The organism is Acinetobacter sp. 479375 (genome assembly GCF_000581715.1).
In the GTDB taxonomy this organism is placed as follows: Bacteria; Pseudomonadota; Gammaproteobacteria; order Pseudomonadales; family Moraxellaceae; genus Acinetobacter; species Acinetobacter ursingii.
This window is the reverse complement of sequence record NZ_JEZN01000004.1, coordinates 77,954-97,767: the sequence shown is the minus strand read 5'-3', so window position 1 is coordinate 97,767 and position 19,814 is coordinate 77,954. Positions and strand designations below refer to the sequence as shown.

15 protein-coding genes are annotated in these 19,814 nt (G+C 40.1%); 8 read left to right on the top strand and 7 right to left on the bottom strand.

Annotation, left to right across the window (positions count from 1 at the left end; genetic code table 11):
- Positions 1-16 precede the first annotated feature (16 nt).
- Both J500_RS05240 and J500_RS05235 read right to left on the bottom strand, forming a co-directional pair.
- Positions 17-1,132 carry an ABC transporter substrate-binding protein gene (locus J500_RS05240; RefSeq protein WP_004996234.1) on the bottom strand — a complete coding sequence of 372 codons (1,116 nt, stop codon included), beginning with the start codon at positions 1,130-1,132 and terminating at the stop codon, positions 17-19.
- Entirely contained in the window at positions 1,101-3,203 is a 2,103-nt protein-coding gene (locus J500_RS05235) for a TonB-dependent siderophore receptor (RefSeq protein ID WP_004996236.1), read from the bottom strand. The genes J500_RS05240 and J500_RS05235 overlap by 32 nt, the downstream gene beginning before the upstream one ends.
- A 75-nt stretch (positions 3,204-3,278) precedes the next feature.
- Here J500_RS05235 and J500_RS05230 point away from each other — a divergent pair, with 75 nt between their 5' ends.
- Positions 3,279-4,430, top strand: coding sequence for a DUF1624 domain-containing protein (locus tag J500_RS05230; RefSeq protein WP_034698574.1), 1,152 nt, complete (start codon positions 3,279-3,281; stop codon positions 4,428-4,430).
- A gap of 49 nt (positions 4,431-4,479) precedes the next feature.
- Here J500_RS05230 and J500_RS05225 read toward each other — a convergent pair whose 3' ends face one another.
- From J500_RS05225 to betI, 4 genes are all read right to left on the bottom strand, one after another.
- Positions 4,480-4,971 (bottom strand): hypothetical protein, encoded by a 492-nt coding sequence (locus J500_RS05225; protein WP_004996239.1) that lies wholly within the window; start codon positions 4,969-4,971, stop codon positions 4,480-4,482.
- 657 nt (positions 4,972-5,628) lie between these two features.
- Entirely contained in the window at positions 5,629-7,287 is a 1,659-nt protein-coding gene (gene betA / locus J500_RS05220; protein WP_004996240.1) for a choline dehydrogenase, read from the bottom strand.
- Between the two features lie 99 nt (positions 7,288-7,386).
- Positions 7,387-8,859 carry a betaine-aldehyde dehydrogenase gene (gene betB, locus J500_RS05215; protein WP_004996242.1) on the bottom strand — a complete coding sequence of 491 codons (1,473 nt, stop codon included), beginning with the start codon at positions 8,857-8,859 and terminating at the stop codon, positions 7,387-7,389.
- Positions 8,852-9,478, bottom strand: coding sequence for a transcriptional regulator BetI (betI, locus tag J500_RS05210; protein ID WP_004996243.1), 627 nt, complete (start codon positions 9,476-9,478; stop codon positions 8,852-8,854). The genes betB and betI overlap by 8 nt, the downstream gene beginning before the upstream one ends.
- A 428-nt stretch (positions 9,479-9,906) precedes the next feature.
- On the opposite strand from betI, the gene J500_RS05205 reads away from it, so the two are divergent.
- The 3 genes from J500_RS05205 (at position 9,907) to J500_RS05195 (ending at position 13,479) form a co-directional block, all read left to right on the top strand.
- Positions 9,907-11,967, top strand: coding sequence for a choline transporter (locus J500_RS05205; protein ID WP_004996245.1), 2,061 nt, complete (start codon positions 9,907-9,909; stop codon positions 11,965-11,967).
- A gap of 12 nt (positions 11,968-11,979) precedes the next feature.
- Positions 11,980-12,606, top strand: a complete 627-nt coding sequence (locus J500_RS05200; RefSeq protein ID WP_004996247.1) for a MarC family protein — start codon at positions 11,980-11,982, stop codon at positions 12,604-12,606.
- 360 nt (positions 12,607-12,966) lie between these two features.
- Positions 12,967-13,479 (top strand): acyl-CoA thioesterase, encoded by a 513-nt coding sequence (locus J500_RS05195; protein ID WP_004990728.1) that lies wholly within the window; start codon positions 12,967-12,969, stop codon positions 13,477-13,479.
- Between the two features lie 96 nt (positions 13,480-13,575).
- On the opposite strand, the gene gltA is transcribed toward J500_RS05195, so the two are convergent.
- Positions 13,576-14,850, bottom strand: a complete 1,275-nt coding sequence (gltA, locus tag J500_RS05190) for a citrate synthase (RefSeq protein WP_004990720.1) — start codon at positions 14,848-14,850, stop codon at positions 13,576-13,578.
- Positions 14,851-15,894: 1,044 nt separating this feature from the next.
- Here gltA and sdhC point away from each other — a divergent pair.
- The 4 genes from sdhC to J500_RS05170 are packed head-to-tail and all read left to right on the top strand — an operon-like array spanning position 15,895 to position 19,298.
- Positions 15,895-16,296 carry a succinate dehydrogenase, cytochrome b556 subunit gene (gene sdhC / locus J500_RS05185; RefSeq protein WP_010588832.1) on the top strand — a complete coding sequence of 134 codons (402 nt, stop codon included), beginning with the start codon at positions 15,895-15,897 and terminating at the stop codon, positions 16,294-16,296.
- Entirely contained in the window at positions 16,296-16,661 is a 366-nt protein-coding gene (sdhD, locus tag J500_RS05180) for a succinate dehydrogenase, hydrophobic membrane anchor protein (RefSeq protein ID WP_004996249.1), read from the top strand. The genes sdhC and sdhD overlap by 1 nt, the downstream gene beginning before the upstream one ends.
- A gap of 12 nt (positions 16,662-16,673) precedes the next feature.
- Complete coding sequence (locus J500_RS05175) at positions 16,674-18,572, top strand: FAD-dependent oxidoreductase (RefSeq protein ID WP_034698567.1); 1,899 nt, start codon at positions 16,674-16,676, stop codon at positions 18,570-18,572.
- 15 nt (positions 18,573-18,587) lie between these two features.
- Positions 18,588-19,298, top strand: coding sequence for a succinate dehydrogenase iron-sulfur subunit (locus J500_RS05170; RefSeq protein ID WP_004990705.1), 711 nt, complete (start codon positions 18,588-18,590; stop codon positions 19,296-19,298).
- The last annotated feature ends 516 nt before the right edge of the window (positions 19,299-19,814 follow it).

Here is a 19,814-nt window from a genome sequence, read left to right as displayed (position 1 = left end):
ATGGGAGTGATCAATTTCATGGGGCATTCAGGGCTTGTGCTGCTTTTGAACCATACAACATACTCAGCACTTGATATTGGGTTTCTTTCATGTTGTCAGATGATTGCACTTCAGTATAAATATGGTGATGTAAATAAAGTGCAGTAAGCACGATTTTGATAGTATGAGGATTATAGATAAAAGCAGGACTTAAATTAAAAACTCTACGCTGTTGAACAGACTTCAGCGTTTGTAATTCAGGACGTTGATAAATCAGCTGCGGATCGGTATTCCAAAGCACGATATTATCAGGATTCCATTCAATCAAGGTTTCTGGGTTGACGTTGGGTTGATTGGTTTTCGTCGACACAATATTTTTCGCGCCAGCCAATTCGATAAAATCATTGGTAATCGATTGAGTTCCTGATGTAGAAAAAATACGACCGCCCGACCATGCATAATAAATAGTTTGCTGATGGGGTTGTTTTGCAGTATTACGCTGAATCTCTGTTATTTTTTGATCTGAATATTGCAGTATGGTTTTTGCGCGTACCGTTGCATCGGTTAAAACTGCAATGTTCGATAATTCTTCTTTGACCTGAGCATAAGTCGAAGATTCCATAATATAAACTGCTATGCCTAATTTGCGCAGAAGGGCGATGGTCTGTTTTTCTCCTCCACCCATAATGACTAAATCAGGTTGTAGCATTAATAGACTTTCGATATTGGTCGCATTATTGCCTTGAGAGGGGCTTTGAATCTGTTTGGCCTGAATGCGTGGGTCTAAAACAGAATATGCGTGATATAACATCGGCTGTTGATAAATTTCCGCAGGAATTCCTACAATTTTATTGCCCTGATTGAGCATATATAAACCATCACAACTCGACTCAAATAAACACACCACACGTTGGGCAGGATGCTTCAACGTGACACGATAACCCGAAGAATCAACAACACTAAGACGAGAATGTGATGGTGTGGTTTGAACTGATTGAGTCTCTAATTGTGGTTTTTGCTCTGTAATGTCTCGGGGTTTACAGGCTGTCAATGTGATTCCCAAAAGTACACAAATGCTGAACATGACAACTTTTGGGAATGAAAAAGGTGACAAAATCAAATCAGAACGTCCATTGTACCGAGAGTGACGCATTTAACGGATCACCTGGCTGGATCCACAGATCACTATAACTTTCAACATAGTAGGTTTTATCAAACACGTTGTTAATATTGAATTGATAACGTAACTGGCTATTCGGTTCATAATATGCATTTAAATTGACCAATGTATAATCGGGTAATTCAAAGCCTGTGCTTTGCGTCCCATTACGTTTCCCAACATACTGTACATTTGCTCCAACACCTGCTTTTTTTATAGCCTGTTGTAAAAGCACATAATCTAATGCCAGATTACCACTATGGCGAGGAATATTATTGAGCGGAGTTCCTTTGGCAATGGTTGTATCTTTATGAATCTGTGCATCGGTATAAGTATAGTTTGCCATCAAATGCAGTTGATCTGTGAGTTGACTTTGCAGATCTACCTCAATGCCCCGACTTAATGCTTCACCTGCGGCATACTGATAATTTGCATCGCTTGGATTGGTGGTGAGCACATTGCGTTTTTTCATGTGAAATAATGCCAGACTCAATAGGGATGTGTCATTAATCTGATATTTACTTCCGATTTCATAACTTTCACCTTTTTCAGGTGCAAATACTTGTCCGTTGGCATCTGTACCACTGTTCATGGCGAAAGAGCGTCCATAATTCGTATAGAACGACAACTGCTCATTCCATTTATAGTTAATACCTGCGCGAGGTGAAGCTTGATGAAAGGTTTTATCGGTAGAAGTATTGGCTTTGTAATTATCTAAAGACTGTTTGACTTGGTCGAAACGTGTACCAACTAAAAGACTCCATTGATCATCGAAGAACATTTGATCCTGAAGATTTAAAGCAAAATAGTCCTGTTGTTCACGGGTATTGGTTTGCAGCCCCATATTGGGTAAATACGCGCCATATTGAGGATGATAGACATTGATCTGATTGACACAGTATCTTGCGCCTGAATATTTATAATCACAACGTAGCTGATATTGGTCAGAAGTCAATTGACCTGCTTCAGTACTGATCAGGATCTCATGACGCGCCCAGTCTGTATTCAACTTACCTAAAAGTTCAGCCTGTGCGAGTAGATCTTTGGTGAAATAATCACGATAACGACGTTGACGATTTAAGGTTTCGCCATCTGATTCAAAGGACTTAGGTTCAGTTGAAAAGCCTTTCATCAATCCTTGCTTATAACTGAATGCACTATTGAGTTTCCATTCATCACTTAATTCGTGTGTTAGACGAAGTTGATAAAACTGATCATTCAATTTCATGTCGCCATCGTCTGGTTCGCCTGTAAAAGTTTTTGGACTCATCAGAATCTGGCCTTTATAGGCGCTGATACCACGATCAAAAGTGCCTTTTTGCTGAGTGATTTCACTGTCAAAATCAAGTTGAGTCTGATCAGAGATTTTCCAACTTAACTGTGGTGAAAAAAACCAGCGTTCACTATTCACCTCATCACGAAAGCTTTGATTATCTTCATGGGCAATGGCCAAACGATAAGCAAGTTGATCATTCAGTGGCGCAGTATATTCAAAACTACCACGATATTGTTGTTCGGTATTGGCACGTAAGTTGAGTTGCCCTTGCGGCTGCCATTGTGGCTTTTTTGTGGTGATATTAAGCAAACCACCCATTTCACCACGACCGTATAGCGCGGCGGCAGGGCCTTTTAAGAAGTCCAGAGATTCAATATTGACCATATCTCGCGGTGCACTTAACCCTCGATTAAGACTTAAACCATTACGGATACTGGCTGCGCCAAGATTAGGATCTGTTGCAAAACCACGAAAAGAGTAATTATCCCAAAAGCCACTGCCATAATTATTTTGTGCAAATACACCACTGACCAGATGAATTGCATCTTCAATACGTTGACTATCTTGTTGTTTTAAAATGTCCTGTGAAAGATAGCTACGGCTAAAAGGGATATCTAAAACATCATGTGCAAATTTGCTTGCAGCAGAGGTGGTTTTTTCATCTTCCTGATTTTGATCGGCCTGTAGGGTGATGGTAGAAAGAACATTATTTGGAGAATCGGCCCAACTAAGACCAGAAATAAAAGAAAAGCCAATAAATGACGACAGCAAACGATATTTATGCTGCATAAACCCCTCGATAAACAAGACAAAAAACAATTTGTGAAATAATATAACATTTCATAAATTGAAGATATAGCGTGTATGTCGAAAGCAAAAATTATTCCACGTCTCCAATCTATCGATGCATTACGCGGTTTGGTGATTATGATCATGTTACTAGATCATGTTCGTGAAACATTTTACTTACATAAACAGGTCAGTGATCCAATGAATGTCACCGAAACTGAACCTGCACTTTTTTGGAGTAGGGTTTTGGCACATTTGTGTGCACCTGTATTTGTTATGCTCACTGGAATGTCTGCTTTTTTATTTCAGCTTAAAACCCAGAGCATTGAACAAACTCGTCATTTTTTATTGAAACGTGGTTTGTTATTAATTTTATTTGAATTAACTTTGGTTAATTTTGCATGGACAGCCACTTTTCCTCCAAAAGTGATTTATTTACAAGTGATCTGGGCAATTGGTCTGAGTATGGTGATCTTGTCAATGTGTATCGGGCAACCTAAAAAGATTTTACTCAGTGTCGGGTTGTTGATCATTTTTGGTCATAATTTGCTAGATCAAATAAGTTTTAAAGATATTACAATATTTGAACCTCTCTGGTTGATTCTGCACGAGCGGAGCTGGATTGAATTTGAAGGGTTACGAGTCAGAACGTCATACCCCATATTACCGTGGGTGGGTGTGATTTTAATTGGGTACTGTTTAGGGCAGTTTTTTCAGCCCCAATTTAATGCGCAGCAACGTGATCGTTATTTGATCTTGATTGCGATGTTGAGCATTGTATTGTTTGTATTGCTTCGTTTGCTAAATGTCTATGGGGATGAAGCTTGGCAAAGTTATGATTCATTGACATTGAGTCTAATGAGCTTTTTTAACTTAACCAAATATCCGCCGTCATTGCTTTTTATCTTATGCAATGTGGGAGTCGGGCTCATTCTTCTGATTGTATTTGAAAGATTAGTTCAGACACGCTTTATTAACATACTGGTGGTATTTGGTTCAGTGCCTATGTTCTTTTATCTGCTGCACTTATATGTTTTAAAGCTCTTATATGTTGTATGTGTCATGTTGTGGGGTAGCACAACAGCTTCTGGTTATTTCTCAGTATCAAGCGTTGGTCAATTGTGGTTGATCACATTTTTGTTGACGCTATTGCTTTATCCAGTGGTGAACGCATTTTCAACTTATAAACATGCGAATAAACAAATCAAGTGGTTAAAATATTTTTAGCGCCCACTGAAATCAAAGGAGGCTATGGCAGTTTGGTGATATGACCCTGTCATAGACCGCCATATTTTTGCCAGCTTCCGTTATTGGGAAGCGAGTCATAATAACCTTTGAGCATGCTGAGTTCATAATACTGTATGGCTGCCAAAGCAATGAGAGAGATCAATAAGACCGTTTTGAGTAGATATGCCTTCTGGGGATGCTGAGAAATAGAAGGAAGTCCGAACAAAGTCAAACAAATGGATGGAAGAAGTACAATGGCTTTCAAATGAGTCAAAAACATAAAGCCATAACTATAGACGAGACCCATCACCAGAACGATTAAACCCAAGCCTGCAAGATTGCGGCTGCGTTCAGATTCACGAAGGGCAAATATGCTTTGTAAAGCAAGCACCAGAACCGCAAAAAAATAAAACGGCGTACCTCCAATCATGACATCGTAGGTTGCGTTTAGGGCACAAAATATCCCAATCATGGCGATAATCAAAAGGTATATTACAGAATAAAACTTATGCGAAATGCTGTTTATTCTCGTCATATTCATTTTATTCCTCGATCTGCAAATATCTGTGCTAAGCATATTCTTTTCAGAATGTGGGTTCTATTTTATGCATGTAAATTGTGTATAAAGGATGTTTGATTTTTAGACATAAATGCTATTCCAAGCTTATACAAGCTCAGCATTTTTTTAAGAAAAAGCTTTTTAAGTATTCTTATTTTTTAAAATGAGCAATAAAACGAGGCAGGGCGGAGGGTTTAATACTTCTAAAATGCTGAGAACTAAAAAGGATGTAGGCTTAAAAATAAAAGAAATGGAATGTAGCGGCATCTAACGTTTAGAGGGAGGGTAACTAATCTATTTATTCTAAATACATTAATTTTGTAGATGATCGCTACATTCCAATGGATACATATTCTAGAAGAGATAGCTATGAATAATCGAATTTTAATTTGAAATGGTTAAATTTTTACAATAAATACAAATTATACTATAAAAATACTTATTTTATTCATAATGTTGTGAAACTGGTATTTTTTGTGGGTGTTTATTATATTGCCGTTTACGTCTAAAAAATGTGCTGTGCTTAAAAAAAACAAGTGAAAATTTATGCATATTCTAATAAATGTTCGATAAACAGATTGTTTTTTTATGCATCGAACATACATGCAATACATGTATGTTCGATCATCTCATCAAGATTTATGTGGCACGATAGAATGGTGCTTTTGAGCGGGGCAATGCTGTCCTTTCACGAATTTGATCTGCAATTTTTTCTGCAATCATAATCGTGGTGGCATTTAGATTACCTGTAATGATCAGCGGCATGATCGAGGCGTCAACAACACGTAAGCCTTGCATACCATGTACACGACCTTGATGGTCAACCACTGCCATATCATCTTCACCCATTTTGCAGCTACATGATGGATGGTAAGCTGTTTCGGCATGATTGCGTACAAAGTCATCCAGCTCAGCATCACTCGACAATTGTTTGCCTGGACTGATTTCTTCACCGCGATAAGGATCAAGCGCGGGCTGATGCATAATTTCACGGGTAATGCGAATAGCGGCACGAAATTCTTGCCAGTCCTGTTCAGTAGACATGTAGTTAAACAAAATACTTGGATGGTCAAATGGATCTTTGGATTTCAGTTTGATACGACCACGTGATGGAGAACGCATGGAACCCACATGTGCTTGAAAACCATGTTCCTTAACTGCGTTACTTCCATTGTAGTTGATCGCGACAGGCAAAAAATGATATTGAATATTTGGCCATTCAAATTCATCCGAAGAGCGAATAAAACCACCTGCTTCAAATTGATTGCTTGCACCTATGCCTTTTCCTAAAAATAACCATTGCGCACCAATGGCAGGTTGGTTATACCATTTAAGGGCGGGATAAAGGGACACAGGTTGCTTACATTTATATTGCAAATACATTTCCAGATGGTCTTGTAGGTTTTCACCAACACCCGGCAAATCATGGACGACCTGAATGTCCATCGATTTTAAAAATGTACTTTGACCGACACCAGAACGTTGTAAGATTTGTGGTGACGCAATTGCGCCTGCACACAACAACACTTCTTTATTGGCATGGACTTTTTTGAGGTCATTTTTATTTATGCCATGAATATACTCAACGCCGATCGCCTGTTTGTCTTTAAAGAGAATTTTGTTGGTCGTCGCATGGGTCACAATTGTTAAATTTGGACGATCTTTTGCCATATCCAGATAGCCACGCGCGGTACTGGAGCGGCGACCATTTGGGGTCACAGTTCTATCCATCGGGCCAAAACCTTCTTGCTGATAACCATTTAAATCATCGGTTCGAGGATAACCCGCCTGCACGCCTGCTTCGACCATGGCATGAAATAAGATGTTATTGTCCTGTTTTGGTGTTGCAACACTGACTGGGCCATTTTCACCATGATAGTCATTGCCACCAATATCGCGGGTTTCCGCTTTTTTGTAATACGGCAGGCAGTCAGCATAGCTCCAATTTTCTAAACCTTTGAGTTTTGACCAACCTTCAAGATCCATGGCATTACCACGGATATAGCACATACCGTTGATCAGCGATGACCCGCCCAAACCTTTACCACGACCACATTCCATACGACGGTTATTCATGTACGGTTCAGGATCGGTCAAATACGCCCAGTTGTATCGGCGACCTTGTAATGGATAAGCCAATGCTGCGGGCATCTGAGTACGAAAGTCTAGCCGATAATCTGGTCCGCCTGCCTCTAAAAGCAAGACCGAAACATGGGCATCTTCAGTTAAACGTGCAGCCAGTACATTGCCTGCTGAACCAGCTCCAATAATAATGTAATCGTAAGATTGAGTTGTCATTACTATTCCTTAATATTGTAGGCGTCAAGCTGCCTAAGCAGCATTGACAGCAGATGTTTTGAGGAAAATAAAAGAAAAATACAGAGAGTATAAAATGGGTTAAAACACGCTTTGATAATCACCCAGTTCAACTTGAATCGACTTGGTGCGGGTATAATGATTGAGCGTTGAAATCCCGTTTTCACGACCGACGCCTGATTGTTTATAACCACCAACAGGCATTTCAGCAGGGGATTCGCCCCATGTGTTGATCCAGCAAATGCCTGCTTCAAGCTGATGAATCAGGCGATGCGCCTGAGAAATATCTTGAGTCACGACACCCGCAGCCAAACCAAAGTTGGTGTTGTTAGCCCGTTGAATGGTTTCTTCAATCGTGTCATAAGCCAAAATGCTCATGACGGGACCAAAGATTTCTTCCTGTACAATCTTCATGTCATCGGTACAGTCCGTAAATACAGTGGGTAAAACATAAGCGCCGTTGGCGAGTGAACTGTCTGTAGCACGTTCACCACCGATGAGCAATTTCGCCCCTTGTTGTTTGCCTGATTCAATATAAGACAAGACTTTTTCCATATGCGGGAAGCTGGTCAACGGGCCAAAATTGGTGTCTGCATTTAGTGGATCACCGATACGAATCCGTTGAACACGTTCAACAATTGCCTGTTCAAATGCAGACTTCAAACTGTGTGGAATAAAAACGCGTGTACCATTGGTACAGACTTGACCTGAACTAAAGAAATTTGCCATCACAGCAATATCAGCAGCACGATCAAGATTCGCATCTTCGCAAATAATCAGTGGAGACTTTCCACCCAGTTCCATGGTGACTTCTTTTAGCGTGGAACCCGCAGCACTGGCCATGACTTTTTTGCCTGTTTCCACACCACCTGTAAACGAAATTTTTTCAATGACAGGATGCTCAGTCAGCCATTGTCCGATGTCGCGGCCTGCACCTTGCACCACATTAAACACACCATCAGGCAGTCCAGCTTCTGTATAAATCTCTGCGAGCTTTAAGGCTGTGAGCGGGGTCACTTCACTTGGTTTAAAAATCATGGCGTTACCCGCAGCAAGGGCAGGGGCGGATTTCCAAAGAGCAATTTGGATGGGGTAATTCCATGCGCCAATACCTGCAACCACACCTAAAGGTTCGCGGCGAGTATAAAAAAAACTGCTTTCACGTAGTGGAACCTGTTCGCCCTGAATTGCAGTCGCCAGTCCTGCATAATACTCAAGTACATCTGCACCAGTGACAATATCCACTGTAGAGGTTTCGCTCAAAGCTTTGCCAGTATCCAGTGTTTCTAAATGAGCCAGTTCATCATTACGTTCACGTAAAATATCGACTGCACGGCGCAGAATGCGTGAACGTTCAACCGCTGTTTTGGCTGCCCAGATTTTTTGACCTTGAGTCGCACTTTTAACCGCAGCTTCAATGTCTGCTTGAGAAGCTTGTTGAATAGTGGCAATGACTTCACCTGTTGCAGGGTTGATGCTATCAAATGTTTTGCCACTGCTTGCATCTGTATATTGTCCATGGATATATAAACGATGAAGTTTTACATCACTCATTTTGTCTCTCCTGCCTTGTGTGTTTCATCAGCTTGAGCTGTGTATCGACATAGTCATAAGCAATCGAACGTGCCATTGTTGCATCAAATTCAGTATCGCCATTTAAACTTCCACGTAACCATAAACCATCAATCAAAGCGGCAAGACCACGAGCCGCGATACTGGCCTGATCTTCGGGAAGTAATTTCAGAAAATGAAATTTCAGATTGGAATACAAGCGTTGATCATTAATGCGTTGCAATCGTCCCAATTCTGGCATATGCATACTGGCCGACCAAAAATCTAGCCAGATGCGCATCGCTCTTTGATTGACCTGACTAATGTCAAAGTTTGAATCAATAATCGCTTTAATCATGTTCTGAGGGTCAGAGTCGCTGAGTTCTGCTTTGTATTGAGCGGTTTTACCTCGTAATACATTCAGCATTTCCAACATACAGGCATTAATTAAACCCTGTTTATCACCAAAATAATGACTCACGATCCCCACTGAAAGTTGGGCTTTTTTTGCAATTTGAGCAATGGTGGTGTTGGATAATCCCACTTCATAAATCACGTCATAGGCGGCGTTGATAATTTCTTCACGGCGCACATGCTCAGGTTTAACTTGGCGTTTGTTCATGTATGTCCTTAAAAATATAAGGTTTTGCTTCAATCAATCATTTACAGAACATGATAGCATTTTTTTATCATAACCCTTATTGATTGAACATTCAATCAATAAGGGTTATGATTGTATCGTAAAATTGTTGCAACAGGATGTGGAGTAGGCAAAGAGTTATTTTTACATATGTGGCAGTCGATGATGTTGCTTTAACGCGATGTTCGATTGCGCATCTCGAAAAAATCCTTTGCATTTTCTATACATAGAATATCTGGATTTGTAAATGCAGATATCCAATCATGTAGTCAATCGGTGGCGATATCGTAATTGAAGAATCTATTACAAGCCTACATCCTGTTGTGGTCTAAGCTTGAATGGATTAAGTCTATTCGCTGATATTGAGTATTTAACTTTTTTTAATTTTCTAAAATTTACTTGAGGATTGTATGGCAACAGATAATCCAAGAGCAGTCGATGATCAAGAGACTCATCCAAAAGATCGTTTAAATCGTGTGGTCTTTTATGTTTCTGCCCTTATTATTTTAATATTTTCACTGACCACGATTTTATTTAATGACTTTGCCAATCATGCATTAAACGCAGTTTTAGGTTGGGTCAGTTCAACCTTTAGCTGGTACTATCTGCTGGCTGCCACCTTATATATGGTGTTTGTGATTTTTATCGCCTGCTCACGTTATGGCAATATTAAATTGGGTCCAAAACATTCCAAGCCTGAGTTTAGTCTACTCAGTTGGTCTGCCATGCTGTTTTCTGCGGGCATTGGTATCGATTTGATGTTTTTCTCAGTGGCTGAACCATTATCGCACTATATGCATCCGCCAGTGGGAGAGGGGCAAACCTATGAAGCTGCACGTCAGGGCATGGTCTGGACACTCTTTCATTATGGCTTAACAGGCTGGTGTATGTATGCCCTCATTGGGATGGCACTGGGCTATTTCAGTTATCGCTATAACTTACCACTCACCATTCGTTCTGCCTTATATCCAATTTTTGGTAAAAAAATTAATGGGCCGATTGGTCATAGTGTGGATACCGCTGCGGTGATTGGAACGATATTTGGTATCGCAACGACTTGTGGTATTGGTGTGGTTCAGCTGAATTATGGCTTACACGTATTATTCGATTTACCTGAAAATTTATGGATTCAAACGGCACTCATTTTAGTGGCGGTCATTATCACGATTATTTCGGTCACGTCTGGTGTGAATAAAGGCTTAAGAATTTTATCTGAGATCAATATTTATGTCTCGGTTGGGCTGATGCTGTTTATTTTGTTTTTAGGCAATACTGAATTTTTACTCAATGCGCTTGTTCAAAATGTAGGGGATTATCTCAGCCGTTTCCCAAGTCTGGCGCTGGAAAGTTTTGCTTTTAATCAACCTAAAGAATGGATGAATAGCTGGACACTGTTTTTCTGGGCATGGTGGGTGGCGTGGTCGCCATTTGTGGGGCTATTCCTAGCACGTATTTCACGCGGTCGTACCATTCGTGAGTTTGTGTCTGGAACCTTAATTATTCCACTTTTATTTACTCTCACTTGGTTATCTATTTTTGGGAATAGTGCATTACACAACGTCATTTTCGATGGCAATATTGCACTGGCTGAAACGGTACTATCTAATCCAGCACATGGTTTTTATGACTTATTGGCTCAGTATCCGTGGTTTCCGTTTATTGCAGGTGTTGCAACCATTACAGGCTTACTATTTTATGTGACATCCGCGGATTCGGGTGCGCTAGTACTAGGTAACTTTACCACGCAATTTACCAATATTGATCATGATGCGCCGCGCTGGCTCAGTGTGTTTTGGGCTGTTGCGATTGGTTTGTTGACTTTAGCGATGCTCATGACCAACGGCATTACCGCGCTACAAAACGCCACCATTATTATGGGACTGCCGTTTAGTTTTGTGATGTTTCTGGTGATGGCAGGTCTTTATAAATCTTTAAGACTTGAAGATTATCGGCAAGCCAGTGCCAGTTTAAACGCTGCCCCTGTCGTCGGAAACGTAGATATTTTAAATTGGAAAAAACGTTTGTCCCGAGTTATGCACCATCCAGGGACATTTGAAACCAAAAAAATGCTGAATGAAATCTGTCGTCCAGCGGTTTTGGCGGTGACTGAAGAGTTGCAGAAACGCGCTGTTCAAGTCGATGTTACCGAAGTTCCACTTGAAGAAGATGCAGAGTTGTATCATCTGGATATCACTATTCATCTGGAAGAAGAGCAGAACTTTATCTATCAGATCTGGCCTGTACGCTATATCGCGCCAAACTTTAGTGAGCGTGGCAAGCGTGGAAAACAGTTTTATTATCGTCTGGAAACTTATTTATATGAAGGTTCACAGGGCAATGACCTTGTAGGTTATACCAAAGAACAGGTCATTAATGACATTCTGGATCGTTATGAACGACACATGACTTTCTTACACATTAATCGGATTAGTCCCGGTAATCGTCCGCTTTTTCCAGATCCTAAAGCTTAGGAGAGCACTTGAATGTTAACGCCGTATATTCATTCCTTTGCCTTGTTTTTTTCTTTGCTCAATCCCTTTTTGATGAGCATTTATATGGTGGGCATGATCCGAAATTCGGAAGCCAAAGTATTTAATAGGGCACTGATTCAAGGGTGCGTGATCGCTTTCGTGGTATTTATGCTATTTGCATGGGGAGGCGAAACCATCTTTAGTAAATATCTCAATGTACGTTTTGAGGCTTTCCAGATTTTTGGCGGACTCATCTTTTTGGTGATTGGCTATCGTTATGTGTTTCAGGGTGCGGATACCATCGGCGAGATGCGCGGCGCGCCTGAACATTTGGCAGGTACCATTGCTATGCCATTTATGATCGGGCCAGGGACTATTAGTGCGGCTGTTGTGACTGGTATCGGTTTACCGATTGGTGGAGCAGCACTGATTATCGCATTCACTCTTGCCATTACCTGTAGTCTATTAATTCTGATGAAATTTGCGCACGATCATTTACGCTATAAACATGCTAAATATATCGATCGTTATGTAGATATTGTCGGGCGGTTGTCTGCCTTACTCATTGGAACCATTGCAATTGATATGATTATTACAGGCATTGTTGGAGTGATCAGAGATATTCCTGTTACGGGTTAAAATGTAAAACTCAGGTTGTTATATTTTCATACTGACCTGAGTTTTATTTTAAAACAGCGTTGGTATTGATAGCACTATTTAGGCTTTGTTTAGAATTAAAAAGTTTTGATCATGGATCAATCGATTATAAGATTTTAAAGTCACTTTAATGATTAGACTTGTTTCATAATGATTTAAACCCTCTTTATTTTGGGACTGTGGGAAGAAATAAAAGAAACGTATGAAAAGAAGTCGGTTATAAATAATACTCATTTTCAGTTATATTAAATAATCCGTTGATTTGCCGCTCTAAACATTTTTTTCTTAGCAAAAAGGGATCATAATAAGACGCTTATGTTATTGTTTCATAGAGTCCGTTAAATGTCTCCATTAGATCAAATTACTCAGGCTTCGGATGAGCAAGCCGAGTTGGCAATGTCAGTGCTAATGACTCCTGATATGGCAAATTTTTCAGGGAATGTTCATGGTGGAACAATTTTAAAACTGCTTGACCAAGTCGCTTATGCATGTGCAAGTCGTTATTCAGGCAGCTACGTGGTGACTCTATCAGTAGATAAAGTTACGTTCAAAGAGCCAATTTATGTGGGCGAGTTGGTCACTTTCATGGCGTGTGTGAATCATGTGGGTCGAACCTCAATGGAAATAGGGATTCGTGTTGAAGCACAAGACATTCGAAAAAGAACGATTCGTCATACCAACAGTTGCTACTTTACTATGGTAGCCGTTGACGAAAACGGTAAACCTCAACAAGTCCCTTGCTTAAAACTGGATAATGATTTGAAGCGCTGTCGTTTTGAAGCAGCAGAGCAAAGAAAGATTCACCGTTTGCAGCAAAACACTCAGCCTTCTTGCAGTATGTATCGTAATACCTGATTGTTTCTAATCAGTTAAAATTTAATAACTAAGTTTTGAACAATAAAAAAGACCGCAAAAGCGGTCTTTTTTTGACGTTGATTTTTCGCTTGAAAATTAACGTTTGATGTCGCGCTGAGTTTCGCCAGTATAAAGCTGACGAGGGCGACCGATTTTGTAAGCTGCGCTGTGCATTTCTAACCAGTGGCTGATCCAACCTACAGTACGAGCAAGAGCAAAAATTACCGTAAACATGGTCGTTGGGATACCAATCGCTTTAAGAATGATACCTGAATAGAAGTCTACGTTTGGATACAAGTTACGCTCGATGAAGTACGGATCAGAAAGCGCAATACGTTCAAGTTCCATGGCAAGTGCAAGTTGTGGATCGTTAATACCCAATGCAGCAAGCACTTCGTCACAAGTTTGTTTCATGACTTTAGCACGTGGATCGAAGTTTTTATAAACACGATGACCGAAGCCCATGAGTTTCACTTCTTTACGTTTTACTTTTTCCATGAATTCAGCAACGTTTTCTACGCTACCAATTTCATCAAGCATTTTCAGTACTGCTTCGTTCGCACCACCATGCGCAGGACCCCAAAGTGCAGAGATACCAGCAGAGATACATGCGTATGGATTTGCACCAGTTGAACCCGCTAAACGTACAGTAGATGTAGACGCATTTTGTTCGTGGTCAGCATGCAAAGTAAAGATACGATCCATAGCTTTAGCAAGCACTGGATTAACTTTGTAATCTTTATCAGCAGGAGTAGCAAACATCATGTATAGGAAGTTTTCAGCGTAACTTAAATCGTTACGTGGATACATAAATGGTTGACCTACAGTGTACTTGTAGCTCCATGCTGCAAGAGTAGGAATTTTAGCAATTAAGCGAACTGCTGTAATTTCGCGATGATTAACATCTTCGATATCAAGCTGGTTATGATAGAACGCAGATAAAGCACCTACGACACCAACCATGATTGCCATTGGGTGTGCATCACGGCGGAAACCATTGTAGAAGCGACTAACTTGATCGTGAACCATCGTATGGGCACGAACTTTTTTGTCAAAATCTTCTTTTTGCTCTTGGTTTGGAAGCTCACCATTGAGAAGAAGGTAGCAAGTTTCCAAATAATCTGTTTGCGTTGCAAGTTGATCAATTGGATAACCACGGTGTAACAAAATACCTTTGTTACCATCAATGAATGTGATCTTTGATTCACAAGAGGCAGTCGCCATAAAACCAGGATCAAAAGTAAAGTGACCTGAGGCCAATACATCTTTAACGTCGATTACATCTGGGCCCAATGTGCCGCTGTAAATTGGTAATTCAATTTCTTTGCCATCAAGCTGTAATACGGCTTTTTTGCCAGTTGCTTCAGACATTCAATAGATCTCCTGTCCTGGTGAATGTTAATCTGACTCGAAGTACTAATCTTTTCATTCGCGAATCAGACGGGGTCAAAAATTGCTATAAGATTAGAGGCTACTGTGATTTTGTCAATCATACTTATGGATGAAAAACACTTGATCCATAGGGAGATATTCCATGTGCATTACTCAGAAAAAACTGAATAAAATCACAGTCTCGACGGGCTATAATAAGTCAAATTTATGACGAGGTGCAGAAAAAAATCAGTCCTCAGGAGTAAATTGTAAGCAAATTTATTATGTGCTAGGCAGTTTTTTAATCTGAAACAAAATGCCAATTTTTACTTAAAATGAATGAAATCCGATAACTTAGCTTTGCATTGAGTGGACTTTTACCAGTGTAAATTCCACCACTAAAAAAAAGTGGATATTAAAAAATAGAAGTTTAATTGATTAAAAAATAGCTTGTTGAGTGGCCACTTTTGCCAAGAAATGCGTCCTAATACGAGATGACAAGCAGTTTTACTGAGATGTTTTACTGATTCGATTGTATTCAGTGACAGTTTGTTTTCTAAGTTATACACAGAATAAGTCGCTCTTTCTCATACGATTGTGGTGTCAAAAGTATGAAAAAGAAGTTTTGTATTTTTAAAGAAAATATGGCGAGGTTAAGCAAAAAGTGTGTTGAATATTGGAAAATGAATAAAAAATCATATAGTGAGATTTTGATTAAAAAATAAATTTCATCTTTAGTCTAATTCGCTTATAGACCACTGAAAAGTAGCTCCAAAATTAAAATATTATGGTTAATTTATAAAAAATAAGGACATAGCTGAAAGAGGTGATAAGTTGATGTTGCTAAATCTCACGCCATATCTGTGAATGATTCTTATTTAATGATTTTTTTAGAAAAAAGCCAAATGTGATCGTTTGTATTTTGATATATGACGATTTATAATTCGGTGTCGTTTATTAAGTTTAGGCATTTGCTTGCCTGACAATGCCAGCTTTCCTTCGAATTAATTCCAACAAACTCCGGCTGGAGTTTTTACCTACAGGATGCCCGCTGTGAAAAGCAACAGACCTGTCAATTTGTCCATGGGTCAGGTGTTAGCGGTAAACTTACGCTCACCCGTGGCTATTGCATCAATCTTACACCGTCTTTCTGGTGTGATCGTATTCTTATTAATTCCCGTTCTTTTATGGATCCTAGATAAATCTTTATCTTCACCAGAAGGATTTGAATACGTTAAAAATGTCGTTTTCGGAAACTTTTTCGTACGTTTCATCGTATGGGTATTTGTAGCAGGTTTGATTTTCCACTTTATTAATGGGATCAAACACTTACTTGCTGACCTTGGTTTTGCTGAAGAACTACAAAGTGGTCGCACTGCAGCTACAATTTCATTGATCTTGTCTGTGATTGGTATTCTCGCAGCATTCGTATGGATTATGTTCTAATGAAAAGTGCTACAGGTTTAACAGGTTCAGGTTCTCGCGATTGGTTTATCCAGCGTGTTAGCGCAGTCGTGTTAGCGGTTTATACCGTGGTGATTTTGGGCTGGATTTTGCTTCATGGTGGTTTTAACTATGAACAATGGTCTGGCTTTATGATGACCCTACCAATGAAAATTTTGTCTTTACTTTCAATTTTATCATTGGCTGCACACGCGTGGATTGGAATGTGGCAAGTATTTACTGACTATGTAACTACTCGTCAAATGGGTCCTTCAGCTTCAGGTTTACGTCTGGTACTTACATCGGCTGTGATTATTGCAGTGTTTGTATTTGTGATCTGGGGAATCCAGATTTTCTGGGCGAATTGATAGGAAGACATCATGGGCGCGATTACCCCTAAAGAAGATTATTCAAATATCCAAAACCTCACTTTCGATGCTGTTATCGTTGGTGGTGGTGGTTCAGGTATGCGTGCTGCTTATCAGCTTGCTCAAGCTGGTTTAAAAGTTGCCGTACTGACTAAAGTATTCCCAACACGTTCTCACACCGTTGCTGCTCAGGGTGGTATTGGTGCATCGTTAGGTAATATGCAGGAAGATAACTGGCATTTCCATTTTTACGACACAGTAAAAGGTTCTGACTGGTTGGGTGACCAAGACGCGATTGAATTTATGACGCGTGAAGCACCAAAAGTGGTCTATGAATTGGAACACTTGGGTATGCCATTTGACCGTAACGCCGATGGTACAATTTACCAGCGTCCGTTTGGTGGTCACTCTGCAAACTATGGTGACAAGCCAGTTCCACGTGCTTGTGCTGCTGCTGACCGTACGGGTCATGCACTATTACATACGCTTTATCAAAGCAATGTCAAAATGGGAACTCAATTCTTCGTAGAATGGATCGCTCTTGATCTGATTCGTAACGAAGAAGGTGATGTACTGGGTGTGACTGCTTATGATCAGGAAACTGGTAATGTTGCAGTATTCCAAGCCAAAGCGACATTGTTTGCGACTGGCGGTGCAGGTCGTGTTTATCGTGCTTCAACCAATGCTTACATCAACACAGGTGATGGCTTGGGTATGGCGGCACGTGCGGGTATTCCATTACAAGATATGGAATTCTGGCAATTCCACCCTACTGGTGTAGCAGGTGCGGGCGTACTATTAACTGAAGGTTGTCGTGGTGAAGGTGCTATCCTTCGTAATAAAGACGGCGAACCGTTCATGGAACGCTATGCGCCGACCTTGAAAGATTTGGCTCCACGTGACTTCGTTTCACGCTCTATGGACCAAGAGATCAAAGAAGGTCGTGGTTGTGGCCCTAAAGCGGATTATATCTTACTCGATATGACGCATTTGGGTGTGGATACCATCATGAAGCGTTTACCATCTGTATTTGAGATTGGTAAAAAATTCGCAAACGTGGATATCACCAAAGAGCCGATTCCAGTTGTACCAACGATCCATTATCAAATGGGCGGTATTCCGACCAATATTCATGGTCAGGTTGTGGTTCCTGTTGCAACAGAAAATCTGCATTTGGAAACCAACTATAATAACGACACTAAAGAATATACTTTTGAGACGAACTGTCCAGATTTCGTAAAACCTGTAAAAGGCTTTTATGCTATTGGTGAATGTTCTTGTGTATCGGTACATGGTGCAAACCGTTTAGGTACCAACTCATTGCTTGACCTTGTGGTATTTGGTAAAGCTGCGGGTGAACATATCATTGATTATGTGACTAAACATCACGGTGATGATTACTCACCACTTCCTACCAATGTGCTGGAAAATACGCTGAAACGTATCCGTCATTTAGATGACTCAACTTCTGGTGAAAACGCACAAGAAGTTGCCGATGAGATTCGTGAAATTGTTCAAAACCATGCAGCGGTATTCCGTACTCAAGAGTTACTGGATGAAGGTGTAAAACAAATTCTTGCGATTGCTCCACGTGTTCGTAATATTCATCTCAAAGACAAATCTAAAGTATTTAACACCGCTCGTGTTGAAGCTTTGGAAGTTGAAAACTTGTATGAAGTTGCGAAAGCAACCTTGATTTCGGCTGCTGCACGTAAAGAGTGTCGTGGTGCGCATACAGTTGTAGACTATGAGTTACCACCTGATCATCCAAACTACCCATATGGTCGTCGTGATGATGAGTGGATGAAGCATACACTTTGGTATTCGGCAGATAACCGTCTTGAGTATAAGCCAGTGCGTTATAGCCCGCTGACTGTTGACTCGATTCCACCTGCACCACGTACATTCTAATCAGGAGAATAAAAGATGAGTAGAGGTACTCGTACATTCGAAATCTACCGCTATGATCCTGATAAGGATAAAGCGCCGTACATGCAAACTTATAAGCTTGAGCTGACTGATAAGCATCGTATGTTGCTTGATGCTTTGCTTGCACTCAAAGTGCAGGATGAAACATTGACTTTCCGTCGTTCTTGTCGTGAAGGGATTTGTGGTTCTGATGGTGTCAATATCAACGGTAAAAATGGTTTGGCGTGTTTGTGGAACTTGAACGATTTACCAGAAAAAATCGTGATTCGTCCATTACCGGGTTTGCCAGTGATTAAAGATTTGGTGGTTGATATGAACCAATTCTATGATCAATATGACAAAATTCAGCCGTTCTTGATTAATAATCAGCCTGCGCCACCCAAAGAGCGTTTACAGTCTCCTGAAGAGCGTGAACATTTGGATGGTTTGTATGAATGTATTCTTTGTGCATGCTGTTCAACATCATGTCCATCGTTCTGGTGGAACCCAGATAAATTCTTGGGGCCATCTGCATTGCTAAATGCTTACCGTTTCATTATCGACTCGCGTGACACAGCAACTCAAGATCGTTTGGCTCGTCTTGACGATCCGTTCAGTTTGTTCCGTTGTAAAGGGATTATGAACTGTGTATCTGTTTGTCCTAAAGGGTTGAACCCAACCAAGGCGATTGGTCACATCCGTAATATGTTGCTTGATCAAGCGGGTTAATTCGTTTGATGGGGCAAAAAAGCGTACATGCATCATGTGCGCTTTTTTTTATTTAGAAAGTTTTGATTGCTGTTGTAGGTTTTGAATCTTAATCGACATTTGCTGCTGCTTATTTTTTCTTGAAAATAGTCCGTACCGTGCCTATATAAACAGGGGTGATTAAGGCCATAAATGCTGAGGTAAAGTAGGTTGTTTTTAGTTCATCGATGGGGATTGGTTAAAATATTAACAGCCACGATTTATTTTATAAAAAATGAATCGACTTTAGTCTAAAGGGTTGTATTTTTGAATAGAAGGCACCATATATTAGTTGAGAAATTGGTCTGTGTATTTCGCTGATTTATAGATGGTATGTGTCAAAAAAATCAATTGAATGTTGAGAACATGATACGATTTGACACAAATCTTTATATGAAAAAAGAGCATAATAATAGCAGTGCTCTTGCAGGCAGGATCTGAGTATTGTGCTTAATTTTTATGTAAAAAAGTCATTTTAGAAAAGCTAAATCATGATTT

Excerpts from the sequence above, each read along its gene's own strand:
- J500_RS05240 (WP_004996234.1), bottom strand. The coding sequence starts at position 1,132 with ATGCGTCACTCTCGGTACAATGGACGTTCTGATTTGATTTTGTCACCT.
- J500_RS05235 (WP_004996236.1), bottom strand. The coding sequence starts at position 3,203 with ATGCAGCATAAATATCGTTTGCTGTCGTCATTTATTGGCTTTTCTTTT.
- J500_RS05230 (WP_034698574.1), top strand. The coding sequence starts at position 3,279 with ATGTCGAAAGCAAAAATTATTCCACGTCTCCAATCTATCGATGCATTA.
- J500_RS05225 (WP_004996239.1), bottom strand. The coding sequence starts at position 4,971 with ATGAATATGACGAGAATAAACAGCATTTCGCATAAGTTTTATTCTGTA.
- betA (WP_004996240.1), bottom strand. The coding sequence starts at position 7,287 with ATGACAACTCAATCTTACGATTACATTATTATTGGAGCTGGTTCAGCA.
- betB (WP_004996242.1), bottom strand. The coding sequence starts at position 8,859 with ATGAGTGATGTAAAACTTCATCGTTTATATATCCATGGACAATATACA.
- betI (WP_004996243.1), bottom strand. The coding sequence starts at position 9,478 with ATGAACAAACGCCAAGTTAAACCTGAGCATGTGCGCCGTGAAGAAATT.
- J500_RS05205 (WP_004996245.1), top strand. The coding sequence starts at position 9,907 with ATGGCAACAGATAATCCAAGAGCAGTCGATGATCAAGAGACTCATCCA.
- J500_RS05200 (WP_004996247.1), top strand. The coding sequence starts at position 11,980 with ATGTTAACGCCGTATATTCATTCCTTTGCCTTGTTTTTTTCTTTGCTC.
- J500_RS05195 (WP_004990728.1), top strand. The coding sequence starts at position 12,967 with ATGTCTCCATTAGATCAAATTACTCAGGCTTCGGATGAGCAAGCCGAG.
- gltA (WP_004990720.1), bottom strand. The coding sequence starts at position 14,850 with ATGTCTGAAGCAACTGGCAAAAAAGCCGTATTACAGCTTGATGGCAAA.
- sdhC (WP_010588832.1), top strand. The coding sequence starts at position 15,895 with ATGCCCGCTGTGAAAAGCAACAGACCTGTCAATTTGTCCATGGGTCAG.
- sdhD (WP_004996249.1), top strand. The coding sequence starts at position 16,296 with ATGAAAAGTGCTACAGGTTTAACAGGTTCAGGTTCTCGCGATTGGTTT.
- J500_RS05175 (WP_034698567.1), top strand. The coding sequence starts at position 16,674 with ATGGGCGCGATTACCCCTAAAGAAGATTATTCAAATATCCAAAACCTC.
- J500_RS05170 (WP_004990705.1), top strand. The coding sequence starts at position 18,588 with ATGAGTAGAGGTACTCGTACATTCGAAATCTACCGCTATGATCCTGAT.